The organism is Streptomyces phaeochromogenes (assembly GCF_001418655.1).
Taxonomy (GTDB): domain Bacteria; phylum Actinomycetota; class Actinomycetes; order Streptomycetales; family Streptomycetaceae; genus Streptomyces; species Streptomyces phaeochromogenes.
Map to the genome: position 1 here is coordinate 1 of NZ_LIQZ01000057.1, position 15,029 is coordinate 15,029.

General features: G+C 70.7%; 13 protein-coding genes. 8 read left to right on the forward strand and 5 right to left on the reverse strand.

What is annotated here, in order from left to right:
- Positions 1–24 precede the first annotated feature (24 nt).
- Positions 25–1,053, reverse strand: a complete 1,029-nt coding sequence (locus AOK17_RS08145) for an aspartate-semialdehyde dehydrogenase (RefSeq protein WP_055611657.1) — start codon at positions 1,051–1,053, stop codon at positions 25–27.
- 246 nt (positions 1,054–1,299) lie between these two features.
- Here AOK17_RS08145 and AOK17_RS08150 point away from each other — a divergent pair, with 246 nt between their 5' ends.
- Together AOK17_RS08150 and AOK17_RS08155 are read left to right on the forward strand one after the other, a co-directional pair.
- Positions 1,300–1,860: an RNA polymerase sigma factor gene (locus tag AOK17_RS08150; protein ID WP_386677723.1), complete on the forward strand. Its 561-nt coding sequence runs from the start codon at positions 1,300–1,302 to the stop codon at positions 1,858–1,860.
- A 1-nt stretch (position 1,861) separates the two neighbouring features.
- Entirely contained in the window at positions 1,862–2,737 is an 876-nt protein-coding gene (locus tag AOK17_RS08155) for a hypothetical protein (RefSeq protein WP_055611659.1), read from the forward strand.
- Between the two features lie 108 nt (positions 2,738–2,845).
- On the opposite strand, the gene AOK17_RS08160 is transcribed toward AOK17_RS08155, so the two are convergent.
- Together AOK17_RS08160 and AOK17_RS08165 are read right to left on the reverse strand one after the other, a co-directional pair.
- A complete protein-coding gene (locus AOK17_RS08160; RefSeq protein WP_055611660.1) occupies positions 2,846–6,151 on the reverse strand; it encodes a S8 family serine peptidase in 3,306 nt (1,101 codons plus the stop codon).
- 202 nt (positions 6,152–6,353) lie between these two features.
- Positions 6,354–6,893 (reverse strand): CGNR zinc finger domain-containing protein, encoded by a 540-nt coding sequence (locus AOK17_RS08165; RefSeq protein ID WP_055611661.1) that lies wholly within the window; start codon positions 6,891–6,893, stop codon positions 6,354–6,356.
- A gap of 150 nt (positions 6,894–7,043) precedes the next feature.
- On the opposite strand from AOK17_RS08165, the gene AOK17_RS08170 reads away from it, so the two are divergent.
- The 4 genes from AOK17_RS08170 to AOK17_RS08185 all read left to right on the forward strand — a co-directional run bounded on the left by AOK17_RS08170 (position 7,044) and on the right by AOK17_RS08185 (position 11,061).
- Positions 7,044–7,499, forward strand: coding sequence for a VOC family protein (locus AOK17_RS08170; RefSeq protein WP_055611662.1), 456 nt, complete (start codon positions 7,044–7,046; stop codon positions 7,497–7,499).
- A 146-nt stretch (positions 7,500–7,645) separates the two neighbouring features.
- Positions 7,646–8,470 carry a pyridoxamine 5'-phosphate oxidase family protein gene (locus AOK17_RS08175; RefSeq protein WP_079052866.1) on the forward strand — a complete coding sequence of 275 codons (825 nt, stop codon included), beginning with the start codon at positions 7,646–7,648 and terminating at the stop codon, positions 8,468–8,470.
- Positions 8,471–8,482: 12 nt separating this feature from the next.
- A complete protein-coding gene (locus AOK17_RS08180) occupies positions 8,483–8,962 on the forward strand; it encodes an NUDIX hydrolase (protein WP_055611664.1) in 480 nt (159 codons plus the stop codon).
- Positions 8,963–9,300: 338 nt separating this feature from the next.
- Entirely contained in the window at positions 9,301–11,061 is a 1,761-nt protein-coding gene (locus tag AOK17_RS08185; RefSeq protein ID WP_055611665.1) for a TIGR03767 family metallophosphoesterase, read from the forward strand.
- Between the two features lie 101 nt (positions 11,062–11,162).
- Here AOK17_RS08185 and AOK17_RS08190 read toward each other — a convergent pair whose 3' ends face one another.
- The gene (locus tag AOK17_RS08190; RefSeq protein ID WP_055611666.1) at positions 11,163–11,807 is read right to left on the reverse strand and encodes a response regulator; all 645 of its coding nucleotides are present in this window, start codon (positions 11,805–11,807) and stop codon (positions 11,163–11,165) included.
- Positions 11,795–12,964 carry a sensor histidine kinase gene (locus AOK17_RS08195; RefSeq protein WP_055611667.1) on the reverse strand — a complete coding sequence of 390 codons (1,170 nt, stop codon included), beginning with the start codon at positions 12,962–12,964 and terminating at the stop codon, positions 11,795–11,797. The genes AOK17_RS08190 and AOK17_RS08195 overlap by 13 nt, the downstream gene beginning before the upstream one ends.
- 301 nt (positions 12,965–13,265) lie before the next feature.
- On the opposite strand from AOK17_RS08195, the gene AOK17_RS08200 reads away from it, so the two are divergent.
- Together AOK17_RS08200 and AOK17_RS08205 are read left to right on the forward strand one after the other, a co-directional pair.
- Positions 13,266–13,454: a hypothetical protein gene (locus AOK17_RS08200; RefSeq protein WP_055611668.1), complete on the forward strand. Its 189-nt coding sequence runs from the start codon at positions 13,266–13,268 to the stop codon at positions 13,452–13,454.
- Between the two features lie 122 nt (positions 13,455–13,576).
- A complete protein-coding gene (locus AOK17_RS08205) occupies positions 13,577–14,746 on the forward strand; it encodes a serine hydrolase domain-containing protein (RefSeq protein ID WP_079052865.1) in 1,170 nt (389 codons plus the stop codon).
- The last annotated feature ends 283 nt before the right edge of the window (positions 14,747–15,029 follow it).

Consider the following 15,029-nt stretch of genomic DNA (forward strand, 5'->3'; position numbering starts at 1 on the left):
AGCCCTCAGGGACGGGACGGGGGGTCAGGCCTTGAGGTCCGCTGCCACCAGTTCCGCGATCTGGACCGCGTTCAACGCGGCCCCCTTGCGGAGGTTGTCGTTGGAGACGAAGAGGGCCAGGCCGTGGTCGACGGTCTCGTCGGTGCGGATGCGGCCGACGAAGGAGGGGTCCTGCCCGGCGGCCTGGAGGGGGGTCGGGATGTCGGAGAGGGCGACACCCGGGGCGCCCGCCAGGAGCTCCGTCGCACGCTCCACCGACAGCGGACGCGCGAAACGGGCGTTGACCTGGAGCGAGTGGCCCGAGAAGACCGGGACACGGACACACGTGCCGGAGACCTTGAGGGCCGGGATCTCCAGGATCTTGCGGGACTCGTTGCGGAGCTTCTGCTCCTCGTCGGTCTCGTTCAGACCGTCGTCGACGATCGAGCCGGCGAGCGGGAGCACGTTGAAGGCGATGGGGCGCTTGTAGACACCCGGCTCGGGGAAGTCGACCGCGGAACCGTCGTGCGTCAGCTTGTCCGCGTCCGCCACGACCTTCTGCACCTGGCCGTGCAGCTCCGCCACGCCCGCGAGACCGGATCCGGACACGGCCTGGTACGTCGCGACGACCAGCGCTTCGAGGCCCGCCTCCTCGTGGAGCGGCTTGAGCACCGGCATCGCGGCCATCGTCGTGCAGTTCGGGTTGGCGATGATGCCCTTGGGGCGGTCGGCGATCGCGTGCGGGTTCACCTCGGAGACCACGAGGGGGACCTCCGGGTCCCTGCGCCACGCCGACGAGTTGTCGATCACGACGGCACCCTGGGAGGCGACCTTCTCGGCGAGCGCCTTGGAGGTGGCGCCGCCCGCGGAGAACAGGACGATGTCCAGGCCGCTGTAGTCGGCGGTGGAGGCGTCCTCCACGGTCACGGCCGAGTCCTTGTAGTCGATCGTCGAACCGGCCGACCGCGCCGAGGCGAACAGCCGCAGCGTCTCCATCGGGAAGTCCCGCTCAGCGAGGATCTTGAGCATGACCGTGCCGACCTGACCGGTGGCTCCGACGATTCCTACCTTCACAGCGACTCCTTTTGCCTGTGCGTAACTGGCCAGTGTTTCCATCATGCGTCTCACCCCGGCCCGCCTGTCCAATCCTTTGACCTCGGAGACCGAGGACTGGGACGGGCCCGGCCGGGGTCCGGACCGAGTGCTGAGCCCGGTTTCCGTACCGGTGTGACATTCGACTCCCGGTTCTGAAGATTCCCGCGATCGGGCCGAACGTTTCCCGCACCACCGGCGTCATAGAGAAAACGCGGCGAGGGGAGGGTGGCTGTGCTGCGCAGAAAAGCCCGCCGCGTCCTGGGGGGCGGGGAGAGCGCCGGGGAGACGCTCGACGACCCCCTGGACGCGGCCCAGGAGCGCCGGGTGCGAGCCGTGCTCGCGCTCGGCGGGGTGCCGCAGGCGGACCTGCCGGACGGGGTACAGCAGGTCCGGCTGCGGCTCCTGGAGCGCGCGGCCAGCGGGGCGGAGGCACCGCGTGACGTGTCGGCGTGGGCGGCGGTCGTCGCCTCGAACCTGGCGATGGACTGGCATCGCGCCAGGCGCCGCCAGGAACGGATCGGCGAGCGGCTGGCCTCACTGAGGCCGCCGGACCAGGTCGCGGGGGAGTCGGGCGAGGACACGAAGGTGATGTCGCTCGCCGTGGCCCAGGGACTGGACGAACTGCCGGACGCCCAGCGGCAGATCCTCGTGCTGCGCTTCTACGCCGACCTGCCCGTCCGTGGCATCGCCGAGGAGCTCGGCATCCCGGAGGGCACGGTCAAGAGCAGGCTGCACACGGCGGTCCGCGCGCTGCGCGCCCGCCTGCACGAGGACGAGGTGGTGTGACGTGGCCGAGTACGAAGGAATGGACGCGCTGATGGCCGCGCTCACGGACGAACCCCTCCCCGAGGACGCCCGGGACGACGCGGAATTCCTGGCGGAGCACCGGTCCGCGCTCGCGGACATCGCCCTGCTCGGAGAACAGCTGCGGCTCATGGGCGACACACTGGCCGCGGAGACACCCGGTACGGAGGCAGCGAGCACGCGGACACCGGGTACGGAGACACCGGCCGCGGAAGACGGGCGCTCCGAAGCCGAGCCGTCCCCGGCCCCCGCACCGCTCAGGAAACCGAAGCCGCTCAGGACACCCAGGCCGCTCAGGAAACCGAGGTCGGTCAGGGCGCCCAAACCGGTGAGGCCGTCCCAGCCGCCCTGGTACCGGCGTTACGCGGGCGTGGCCCTCGGCACCCTCGTGGTGGGCGCGGGTACGGCGATGCTCGGCGGGATGGTGTGGCTCGGGATGCAGGGGGGCGTCGGCGACGGCGGTGCCTCCGACTCGTCGGCCTCGAAGCAGGACTCCGGCGCGGGCGACTCGTCGCTGTACTCGCCCGAGATGCACCTCGCGTGCTCCAAGGTCCTCGTCGAGGGGACCGTACAGAGCATCACGCCCACCGACGACGGGAACGTACGCGTCGTGCTGAAGGTGAAGCGCTACTACCGGCCCGAGCAGTCCGCGACGGACCACCCGACGATCACCGTCACGCTGCTCGACAGTGCCAGGGCGGACCTGAAGGTCGGCACGTACACCCTGGTGCGGGTGCCGGTGTTCCCGCAGGACCGGCAGGACTGGGAGACCGGCTGGGGAGTCGGCGACGCCCGCAAGGGCATCGTGGACGCGCTGCCGGGAGCGCAGGGGATGAAGTGCGCGGGCCCGGGGGGGTAGAGCAGGTGGGCAACGAGAAGGGCGGGCGCCCGGTGGGACCGGACGCCCGCCCTTCTCGTACAGAGAGCAAGCCGCTCAGAGAGCAAGCCGTTCAGAGCGTCAGAAACGCTACGGCGTGACCTTCTCGATCAGCACGCTGCCGGTACCGGCGACCGTGCCGCGGGCGTTCACGAGCTGAGCGCGACCGAAGAACGTCCGGCCCTCCGGCGGCGCCGCGTTCGCGACGACCTTGGCCTCGACCGAGGCGGTGGCCCCGGTGCCGAGCTTCACGGGCGTCGAGTCGACCTGGACCTCGCCGAGCGAAGGCGCGAAGTACACGTCGAGGTAGTCGTACGCCGTGGAGCCCGCCGGGATCGCGTAGCCGACGACCTCGATGGTGTACGTGCCGGCGGCGGGCGACGGGACGGAGACGGACTCCTCGGAGTCGCCGTCCGCGGACTGGCCGACCTGGTTGCCCTGAGCGTCGTAGACGGTCAGGTCGAGGTCCGCCGCGGCGTCCGAGACGTTGCCGATGGTGACGTCGAGCGAACCGGCGCCCGCGGGCACGTCCACCGTGGTGGTGTCCGTGGCGCCGTCGGCGATGGTCGGCCGGGCGTTCTTGGAGGAGCCGAGCGGGCCGCCCTTGAGCGAACCGTCGACCGGGACGAGCTTGTTCGTCACCTTCCAGGAGACCGGGGCCGGCGTGCCGACCTTGGCCTCGGGGACGGTCACGACCGCCGGGTCGAAGTCGGCGCCGAGCACCTCGACGTTCAGCTTGTACGGGTTGTCGAGCACCGGCGACGTACGGCGCGACTCGACCTCGATCTCCCAGACGCCGGGCTGCGGGTCGGCGTACGCACGCACGTCGGGCTTGCAGCCGTTGCCGTCGAGGTAGTTGTTGTAGCAGAACGGCGTCGAGGTGTTGTCGACCGGAACGCCGTACGGGTGGATGGCGATGAACCGGGTCTGGCTCTTGTCCTTCAGCCCGCCGATCGCGACCTCGAGGGCCTTGGCGCCCTCGGGGACGGTCACGAAGTACGACTTGCTGGAGTTGCGCTGGACCGTGCCGGACGCCGAGTAGGTGTACTTCAGCGGGGCGGAGACCACGACCGTGGTGAGGACCTGCTTGTCGATGCCCTCGGTCTTCGGGTCGTCGACCTCCAGGATCGCGCTGCTGAGACCGGAGTTCTCGGCCTTGGCCGCGACCTTCACCGTGACCGGCTTGTTCAGCGGCAGGGACACCTCGTCGCTGCCGACGATCCTGAACGTGTCGTCCCGGTTGTTCTCCAGGTGCAGCTCGTGCCGGATGGCACGGTCGGCACCGGTCGTACGGGTGATGGTGACGTCGTACGTCTTCTTCTGGCCGACCTTGAGGCCGCCCTCGCGGTCGTAGAGGCCCGTGCCGAAGCCCGGGGTCTTGAGCGCGAAGTCGATCGCGGTGTCGACCGGGGCCTTCACCGTGTACTCGTGGGCGGTGGCGCCGTCACGGATCGAGTCCCAGGCGTCGGGGATGTTGACGAGGCCCGCGCCCTCCGCGTACGCCTGCGTGCCGCTGATGTGGTCCGCGGTCGAGGTGAGCGCGGTGCGCAGCTTGGCGGGCGTCAGGTCGATGTTCTTCTGCTTCGCGGCGCTCAGCAGCAGCGCGGAGGCGCCCGCGGCCTGCGGGGACGCCATCGAGGTGCCCTGGAGCATCGAGTAGCCGGCCGGCAGGGAGTAGCCCGCCTCGGCGACCGGGCCGCCGGGCAGCCAGGTCTGCGTGGTGTTGATGGAGGCACCGGGCGCGGTCAGCGTCGGCGTGAAGCCGCCGTCCTCACGCGGTCCGCGCGAGGAGAAGGGCAGCATCGCGTACTTCTTCTCGACGGCCGAGCCGTAGTTGGACGCCCAGGTCTCCTTGGAGATGGACGCGCCGACCGAGATGACCTTGTCGGCCAGGCCGGGGTCGCCGATCGTGTTGGCGCCGGGGCCCGAGTTGCCGGCCGAGATGACCAGCTCGACGCCGTAGGTGTCGATCAGGCGGGTGTAGAGCTCGGCGCGCGCGTTGTTGCCGTCGTTCAGCGCCGGGAGACCGCCGATGGACATGTTGACGATGTCGACGCCACGGTTGGCGACGAGGTCGATCATGCCCTCGGTGAGCGCGACGTTGGTGCAGCTGGGGCCGAAGAGGCAGGCGCGGGAGGAGACGACCTTCGCACCGGGCGCGGCACCGTTCATCTTGCCGCCGAACAGCCCGTTCGCGGCGGTGATGCCGGCGACGTGCGTGCCGTGCTCGCTGGCTATCAGGCCGATGTTGACGAAGTCGCGCTTCTGGCCGACCCAGTCGCCGCCCAGCGGGTCCATCGGGACGTCCTTGCGGATCTCCACGACGAACGGCTGCCGCTCGACCACGTCGGTGGCCGGGTTGTCGGTACCGAAGTAGCCGATCTGGTACCCGTCCTTGTACGGCTTCATCGGCGCGTCGTCGGTGAAGTCGCTGTTGCCGTTGGAGTCGACACGGACCGTGCCGGCCGCCGCGTCGTACAGGACACCCCAGGCGTCGGTGGTGTCGCCGTCGCGGTTCACGTCGCCGGCCGCGTCGCCGCCGGCGGTCGCGGACTCGCGGAAGAGGTTCACCTGGTAGCTGCCCGCGGGCGCGGTCCAGGTCTTGCCGCTGAAGGCGAACGTGGGCCCGGACACGGATGTCAGCATCGCGCGCCAGGACGCGTCGCCGTCGATGATCGGGTCGGTGGACGTCACCCAGTCGACGATCTTGCGCTCGCCGGTGGTGGTCTTCTGCAGCGCGGGGTGCGCCAGGTCCACACCGGAGTCGAGGACGCCGATGGTGATGCCCCGGCCGTCCGCCTTCGGGTTCTTCTTCACGAAGTCGACGGCACCCGTCTCGAACGACGGGTTGTACGGGTTCTCGGCGGGGGTGTTCTTGCCGGGCGCCGGGTAGGCGCCGGCCGTCGGGGCCTTCTTGGCGCCCTTTGCGGTGTCGGCGGACGGCGTCGGGTCGTCCAGCGCGATCTCCTGGCGCAGGTCGATGCCGTGCACGGAGGAGAGCTTGGAGGCCGCCTTGATGGCCGCGTCGGCCTTGGCGGTGGGGACGGTGGCGCGGACGTAGCCGAGCTTGTCGTAGGTACGGCCCACGGAGCCGCCCTTCACCGCGTCGAGCTGGTCCGCGACCTGCTCGGTCTGTCCTGGCGCGGTGGCGACCATCATCGTGACGTTCTTGTCGCCGCCGGCCTCGGCCTCGGCGAGGAGGTCGGCGTCGTCCGAACCGAGCTTGCCGCTCGCGGACTTGACCGATGTGTCGACGGGAGTACCCGGATCGTCCGCGGAGAAGGCCATGGGTATCGGCCCCGCCGCGGAGAGTGCGGCCACGAGCCCGGCGGCCACGGCTATGCGCGCCGCGCGTCTCGCGCCGGTGATCGGAGCTCGCTGAGGGTTGGGGGTCATCAGCATCCTTGTAGGTAAAGGAAAGTCCGTTGACGATCGGAACGATCGCCCCAGTCCGGTATGTGAACCCGGATGACCGCTCAGCTTTACCCAAGTGATGGATGTTTGGGGAGGGTTGACCGTGGCGTGAAGTGTCCATGGCGTACTTCCGCCATACGCCACCACGGGCATAGCGGCGTATCGACGGACATTCCCGGAGGGCTCAGCCCTCTCGCGTGCGCGCGTAGTGGCGGGACGCCTTCGCGCGGTTGCCACAGGCGGCCATCGAGCACCAGCGGCGGGTGCCGTTCCGCGAGGTGTCGAAGAAGTGCAGGACACACGCCTCGTGGGCGCAGTGCCGGATGCGGTCGGGGGCGGTGTCCAGCAGTTCCAGGTAGTCGCGGGCCGCGAGCCAGGCCGGTCCCCAGGCCGGGTCGCGGAACTCGGCCGCCTCGCCCGGCCCCTCCGCGGTCAGGGTCGCCCGGATCCGCCCGTGCGCGAGCACGGCGTCGACGCGGCCCGCGCCCTCCGCCAGGGATCCGTCCACGGCGGCCCGCAGGGCGTCCCGTGCCGTCAGCGCGTGGCGCAGGGTCGCCTCGTCGGCCGTGAAGTCCAGCGCGTTGGCGGCCAGCCACACCGCGAGCCCCTCGGTGTCCGTCAGCAGGTCCTGGGCCGCGCCCTCGTGCATCCACCGCGTGTTGAGCAGGTCGAGCGAGAGCGGCTCCCCGGTGAGCGGACGTGGATCCCGGGCGGCGACGGACATCTGGCTGCTCCCTGCTTCCCCGGCCGGCGTGCGGCGGCCGGCCCCTGCTAACCGGTCAAGGTTATGTGACCGGTTGACGTTCGCCTATTCTAACCCTTAAAGTCATGGACAACGGTTAGCCCGCGCCGGGCTCGACGCAAAGGGAGTGCCATGTCGACGACCACCGCACTACGCATCGGCCACACCGGCCTGAACGTCACGGACCTCGACCGCTCGCTCGCCTTCTACCGGGACGTCCTCGGCTTCACGGTGATCGCCGAGGGCAAGGAGGAGGACCGGCGGTACGCGTTCCTCGGCGAGGACGGCCGCCCCGTACTCACGCTGTGGCAGCAGGCCGACCACCGATACGCGGCGACCGGCGCGGGGCTGCACCACCTGGCCCTGGAGGTCGACACGGTCGATCAGGTCAGGGCGTACGAGACGGCGCTGCGCGCCCATGGCGTGGAGTTCGCCCACGAGGGCGTCGTGGCCCATCGCGAGGGCGCCGCGTCCGGGGGCATCTTCTTCCACGACCCGGACGGCACCCGCCTGGAGATCTGCACGGCCCACGGCGCGGAGGGGGCACCGGCTCCGTCGGGCGAGGCTCCTACCTGCGGATTCTTCTAGCCCGAACTGAACCTTGCCCGGCCCGGACCCAGCCCGCTCCAGCTCTGCCCGTCCCAGTCGTGACCAGCCGCTTCGTCGTCGAGGAGGACACCGTGACCTACCACTCCGGCTCGCGTGCCGTGCAGGACCGGGTCGGCGTGCGTGACATGGCCGACCACGTCGGACGGTCCATCGGGGAGGGGCTGCGACCGGTGGCCGCCGCCTTCCTGGAGCTCCAGCCGATGCTCGTGCTCGGCGCCGCAGACCCGGACACCGGCCGGGTGTGGGCCTCCCCGGTCACCGGCGAGCCCGGGTTCGTCCGGGCCACCGGACCGCGGCAGATCTCGCTCGCGCACGGCCCGCACGCGGGCGACCCGCTCACCGCGGCGCTCGCCGTCGCCGGGACCCCGGTCGGCACCATCGCGCTCGACCCGCGCACCCGCCGCCGCATGCGGCTCAACGGCCGCTCCCGGCCCACGCCCCGCGGCCTGGCGGTCGAGGCCGACCAGGTCTTCTCCAACTGCCCCAAGTACCTCCAGAAACGGGAGTCGTACGAGACGGTCGCGCGCACGCCGGGCGAACCGCTGCGCGGCAGTGAACTGGACGGGTCCCAGCGGGAGTTCGTCCGCGCCGCCGACACCTTCTTCCTCGCAAGCGTGCACGGGGGCGGCGCGGATGCCAGCCACCGCGGCGGCAACCCCGGCTTCGTACACGTCACTTCGCCGACCGAGCTGAGCTGGCGCGACTACCCCGGCAACTCCATGTTCCTCACCCTCGGCAACCTCGCCGCCGACCCGCGCGCCGGACTCCTCTTCCTCGACTGGGAGACGGGCGCATCCCTCCAGCTCTCCGGCACGGCCCGCACCGACTTCGCCCCCGACGGCACCCGCAGCGTCCGCTTCACCGTCGAGGCGGTCGTGGACACGCCCGCGGCGAGCCCGCTGCGCTGGTCGCCGCCCGAATACTCACCGGCGAACCCGTCCCTGCCGTAATAACGTCGGCGCATGCACAAGGAGTTGAGGGTGGCGGCCTACGCCGTATGCGTGCGGGACGATCGGATACTCCTCGCCCGCCTGGTGGAGAAGAACGGCACCAGGCCCTGGACGCTGCCCGGCGGCGGCATGGACCACGGCGAGGACCCGTACGACACCGTGATCCGGGAGGCAGAGGAGGAGACCGGGTACACGGTCGAGCCCCTCGCGCTGCTCGGCGTCGACTCCGTCCGGCGCACGTACGCGCGCCGCCTCGGCCCCGCCGCCGACTTCCAGGGCCTGCGGATCGTCTACGAGGTCGGCGTCACCGGCGGCGAACTGCGCCACGAGACCGACGGCTCCACCGACCTGGCGGCCTGGCACCCCCTCGACGAGGTGTCCGCCCTGGACCGGGTGGGCTTGGTCGACGTCGGCCTCACGCTGTGGCGGGAACGACCGGCGGTGGGGCGGGTGACGGGCACCGCCGAGCGCCCAACGCCCCCCGGGAACTAGGCCCCCTCGGAGAGGTGCCGCTGTACCGTGCCCCGTAAGGGGCGCGGGGAACTGCGCGACCAGCCGAAGCGGACCCGCAGATTCATCACCGCCCCCCAGCGGAGCGCGCACGTACCCAGCCAGGTGAACATGGAGTGACCGCCTCCTCTCGGTTCGAAGAGGGCTCGGTGGACGCGGAGGGTAACCAAGATCCACGTACGGTGATCGGCGCTGCCCGTTGCTGTCCAGTTAACGCGCAGGTCACCCCCGGTGCCAACGATCCAGTATGAGCGGGCAGTTCGCGTGAGCGAACCGCCCGCGACCACTGCTGACGCGTTCGGACCCGGGGAGATCGCGCCATGTCGCGCATACGCTCTGTCGCCACCGCCACTGTTCGTGACCGCCGAGCCTTCCTGGCCGCAACCGGGGCGGTGTCCCTCTCCGCGGGCATCGGCCTCGCGCTGCGGCCCGGTACGGGCGAGGCCGCCGCGCACACCGCCTCGACCCAGGGGCAGCCCCTCGCGGTCTCCCGCCCCGCACCGGCCGCGCCGCTGGCTCCGTACACCCGCGGCACCACCCTCTCGACGGTCGCGGTCCCGCGCGGCGGCTCCGGCTACCGGCGGCTCGGCGACGGGCCCGCCTGGTCGCGCGTCGTCCGCGGCGATCTGGCCGCGCCCAAGGCCGGCCGCGGCGAACGGCGCACCGCGCTCGCCGCGTTCGTGCAGTTCACCGACCTGCACCTGGTCGACGTACAGCACCCGCTGCGGTACGAGTACCTGCGCTCCCAGACCGCCAGCGCCTGGCGGCCCCAGGAAGCCCTGTCCGTGCCCGGCGCGGTCTCGCTCGTCGAGCGGGTCAACGCGCTGCGCGGCGCCCCCGTCACCGGTTCGCCGCTGCACTTCGTGATGACCACGGGCGACAACACCGACAACAACGCCAAGACGGAACTGGACTGGTTCCTGAAGGTGATGAGCGGCGGCCGGATCACCCCCAACTCCGGTGACCCGAACCGCTACGAGGGCGTCCAGAACAGCGACCTCAAGCTGTACTGGCAGCCCGACGCGGCCCTGCGCGACGCCGACAAGCAGCTCGGCTTCCCGCGCATCGACGGCTTCCTCGCCGCCGCGATCCGCGAACTGCGCAGCCCCGGCCTCAACCTGCCCTGGTACTCCACGGTCGGCAACCACGACTCCCTGCCCGGCGGCTGCTACGCGCCCGGCGACTCCTTCTTCGCCGACTTCGCGGTCGGCGGCAAGAAGCTGATGACTCTCGACGAGTCGGAGGGGGTCGCCATCTGGAACAACGTCAAGAAGGGCGGCGACCCCAAGGGCGCGGCCTTCAAGGCGATGCTCAAGTCCCAGGCACGGAAGATGCGTTCGGTCACCCCGGACGAGGGCCGCGCCCCCTTCACCCCCGCCGAGTACCTCCAGGCGCACCTCGACCCGGCTCACACCGGAGCGGGCCCCATCGGGCACGGCTACTCGCAGGCGAACCTCGCTGCGAAGACGCAGTACTACACCTTCCGTATCGCCGACGGCCTGCTCGGTGTCAGCCTCGACACCACCGACCCGGGCGGCCACTACGAGGGTTCGCTCGGCACCGCCCAACTGCGGTGGCTGGAGCGCACGTTGAAGGCGGCGGAGAAGAACAAGGAACACGTCATCGTCTTCAGCCACCACACCAGCAAGTCGATGCGCAACCTCCGCGAGGACCCGGCCCACCCGGGCGAGCGGCGGCACGGCGGCGACGAGGTGCTCGCCCTCCTCGGGAAGTACCGCTCGGTGCTGGCCTGGGTGAACGGCCACAGCCACAAGAACAAGATCACCCCGCACTCCGCCCCGGACGGCCGTTCCTTCTGGGAGGTCTCCACCGCCTCCCACATCGACTTCCCGCAGCTCGCCCGGGTGATCGAGATCGTCGACAACCACGACGGCACGGTCTCCCTGTTCACCACACTCATCGAGTCAGGCGCCCCACACGCTACGGACTTCGCCGACCTCACCCAGACGGGCCTGGCCGCCCTCTACCGAGAACTCTCCTTCAACGCCCCGGGCGCCCGAACGGACTTGACCGGAGAGGCGGGGGACCGCAACACGGAGCTGGTGCTGAAGAAGGGCTAAGGGGTTAACGCCCTTCGGGGGCGCCCCTTCAGGGGCGCGGGGAACTGCGCGCCCAGCCACGGCGGACCCGCACCTTCAACACGACCTTCCCGGCGGCACACTCAAGAGTTGTTCAGGTAAGCAAGCACCGCCAGCACCCGCCGATGCCCACTGTCACTCGGCGGCAACCCCAACTTCAAAAACACATTCCCAATGTGCTTGCTGACAGACCGCTCGGTCACCACAAGCGCCTCGGCAATAGCCGAATTCCCATGCCCTTCAGCCATCAGCTGAAGCACCTCCCGCTCACGAGGAGTGAGCGAATCGAGCGGCGAGTCCCGCCGCCGCACAAGCAGCTCGGACACCACCTCGGGGTCCAAGGCCGTACCGCCGGAGGCAACCCGCTCCAGCGCGTCCAGGAACTCGTCGACCCGCCCCACCCGGTCCTTGAGCAGATACCCGACCCCGCTCGCCCCACCGCCGAGCAACTCCGCGGCGTACGACTCCTCGACGTACTGCGAGAGCACGAGCACCGGCAGACCGGGGATCTCCTTGCGGGCCGCGAGCGCAGCGCGCAGCCCCTCGTCGCGGAAGCCGGGCGGCATCCGGACGTCGAGCACGGCGACATCGGGGCGGTGTTCCAGCAGCGCGGGCAGCACCTCGGGCCCGCTGCCCGCGACGGCCACCACCTCGTGCCCGGAGGAGGTGAGCAGCAGGACCAGCCCCTCCCGCAACAGGGCGTTGTCCTCGGCGATCACCACACGCACGGCAGCTCCACTTCGATCACGGTCGGGCCCCCGACGGGGCTGGTCAGCCGCAGGGTCCCGTCGAGCGCGGCGACGCGTCGCCGCATACCGAGCAGCCCGGAGCCGCCGCCCTCGTCGGCACCGCCCCGGCCCTCGTCGCGTACGGTCACCCGCAACCCCTTGCCGGTACGGACGAGGCCGATCTCGGCCCGCTCCGCACCGCTGTGCTTGGCGGCGTTCGTCAGCGACTCGGCGACGACGAAGTACGCGGCGGCCTCGACCGCCGCCGGGGCCCGCGCCCCGTCCCGCTCGCTGTCGGCGTCCTCCAGGCCGTCCACGGTCACGGCCACGTCCAGGCCACTGCTCGCGGCGAGCGCCCGGACGGCGCCTGCCAGCCCGCGGTCGGTGAGGATCGGCGGGTGGATGCCCCGTACGACGTGCCGCAGTTCGGTCAGGGCCTCCTCGGCCTGGTCCTGGGCGTCGTCGAGGAGCCTGCGCGCGGCCTCGGGATCACGGTCGTACGCCCGCTTGGCCAGCCCGATCCGCATCGACAGGGAGACCAGCCGGGCCTGGGTGCCGTCGTGCAGGTCCCGCTCGATGCGCCGCAGCTCGGCGCCGTGCGCGGCGATCGCGCCGGCCCGGGTCTCGGTCAGCTCCTCGACCCGTACGGCGAGCTCCGCCTTGGGGGAGGGCTTGAGCAGGGCGGTCGACCACTTGGCGTCGAGGTCCGCGAGCCGGCCGATCAACGGCAGCACGACGGCCTCGCGGCGCAGCAGCCCGCACCACACACCGTCGACGAGCAGGCCCAGCGGCCACAGCGGGATCGCCAGATACGGCAGGCAGCCGTAGGCGTAGTAGGCGACCATCCAGCGCAGATCGGTGAAGGTGCCCGGATCGCGGACGACCGTACGCACCCGCTCGCGCACCGTGCCCTCGACGGGCCGGTAGGCCTCGGGGATCTCCTGGCCCGTCCACGCGGCCACCATGCGCCGCTTGGCCCCGGCGATCCGGCGCACCAGCAGCACGGTCTCGGGCAGCAGTCCGATGGCGACCACGCTGACCGCGCCGATGGCCCCGATCAGCAGGACCGTGACGAAGAGGTACGAGCCGAAGGAGAGCACGGCGGCGGGCGCGAGCTGACGTGTGGCCCGCGCGGCCTCCCGGACTGTCTTCCGCATGGCGATCAGAGTAGGCGAACGGGTGCACGTGCGGACGCCTGACCACCTTCCTTTGATCAGCGGAAACCCTCCCTTGACCTGCGGCCACCTCGCTGCTGACCTGCGACGCCTCCCGGCCGGGGCCCGCCCGTGGTGTAGCCCGCTACACCTCCGGTTCGGGAGGGCACTCCCTCGTGGCGGCGATCGGATCCCGGGATCGTTGATCTCGGTCGACCTCAGTCGGTCTCACTTGATCTCAGTCGATCGCGGGAGTTTTTCCGCTCCCCCACTTTCAGCTCTCCCACTCGGAAGGAAACTCCCCATGAAGGCGCTGCTCTCCTCGAAGCCGGTCCTGTGGTTCCTGTTCCTGTTCAACCTCGTCGTCGCCGTGGCCGCGCCCTTCGTCGTGGACGGCTCGCAGGGCGTGATGACCGCCGTCGGCATGGGTGTGGTCTCCCTCGGGGCGGGCCTGAGCCTCCTCAAGGGGCGCGGACAGGGGCAGCCCGCCTGAGCTGCTCCAGAAGGGCCGAAACCTGCCCAACCAGCACAGGCACAGGCAACCCGTACGACATGACACCGGGTCCCTCCCGTCGGTTCACCACGACGGACACGACGGATGGGACACGACGACTCATGACTGCATCCCGCACGATGCGCCTCGGACTGACGAGCGCGGCCGCACTGGTCGCGGCCTCGCTCACGGCTCCGGTGGCCATAGCCTCCCCGGTCTCCTCCTCGGCCCCGGCCCCGCTCAGAGACCACGGCGCGACCCAGCGGGCGATGGACGCCGCCGTGCAGGACGACGTCCCCGGTGTGGCCGGGCAGGCGAAGGACAAGTACGGGACCTGGAAGGGCACTTCGGGTGTCGGCAACCTCAAGACGAAGCAGCCGCGCTCCGCCCACGACCGCTACCGCGTCGGCAGCATCACCAAGACGTTCGTCTCGACGGTCCTGCTCCAACTGGAGGCGGAGGGACGGCTCTCGCTCGACGACAAGGTGGAGAAGTGGCTGCCGGGGGTGGTCCGCGGCAACGGCCACGACGGCTCCAGGATCACCCTCCGCCAACTCCTCAACCACACCAGCGGCATCTTCAACTACACCGACGACGAGGACTTCGGCCGGACCTACTTCCTGAAGGACGGCTTCTTCGAGCACCGCTACGACAAGCTGTCGCCCGCGCAGCTCGTGAAGATCGGCATGGCCCACAAGCCGGACTTCGAGCCGGGCACCTCCTGGAACTACTCCAACACCAACTACGTACTGGCCGGGATGGTGATCGAGAAGGCCACGGGCCACGCGTACGGGGACGAGGTCAGGCAGCGCATCGTCGAGCCGCTCGGCCTGCGCGCCACGACGGTCCCCGGCACGAACCCGCACATGCCCCGGCCCAGCAGCCGGGCCTACGGCAAGCTCGCCGAGACGACGACCGGCCCGACCTACGACGTCACGGAACTCAACCCGTCCCTAGCCTCCGCGGCGGGCGAGATGATCTCCGACTCCGGCGACCTCAACCGCTTCTACTCGGCGCTGCTGCGGGGCAAGCTGCTGCCGAAGAAGCAGCTCACCGAGATGAAGACCACCATCAAGTCCGACGCGTTCCCGAACGCCGGCTACGGCCTCGGTCTCATGGAACGCAAGCTGAGCTGCGGTGTCGTCGTCTGGGGCCACGGCGGCGGCATCCACGGCTCGAACTCGGAGGCCGTCACGACGGCGGACGGCCGCCACTCCCTCGCCTTCAACTTCAACGGCGACTGGTCGGGGGACAGCGAGGCAGTGATCGAGGCGGAGTTCTGCGCCAAGTAGCCGCCCGGACGCTGGGCAGGGTGAGCGCGCACAGGCCCGCTCACCCGTTCCAGCACCTGTCGGACGTTCCCGGCAACCGTCAGATCCCCCCTTCCCGGCCCGGACGATCCGGCGCAATCCCGCAGACCGCGAACTATCCTGCTGCGCACGTGGATTGAGAGCTCGGGGGAAGCGTGGCAGCGAAGTCATCCGCGCAGTGGGTGCGGCCTGCGCGCCCTGCGCGACCGGCGTCATCCGTACCGACGGGACCGGGCCATCGCGACGCGGTCCTCGTCCTGCCTGG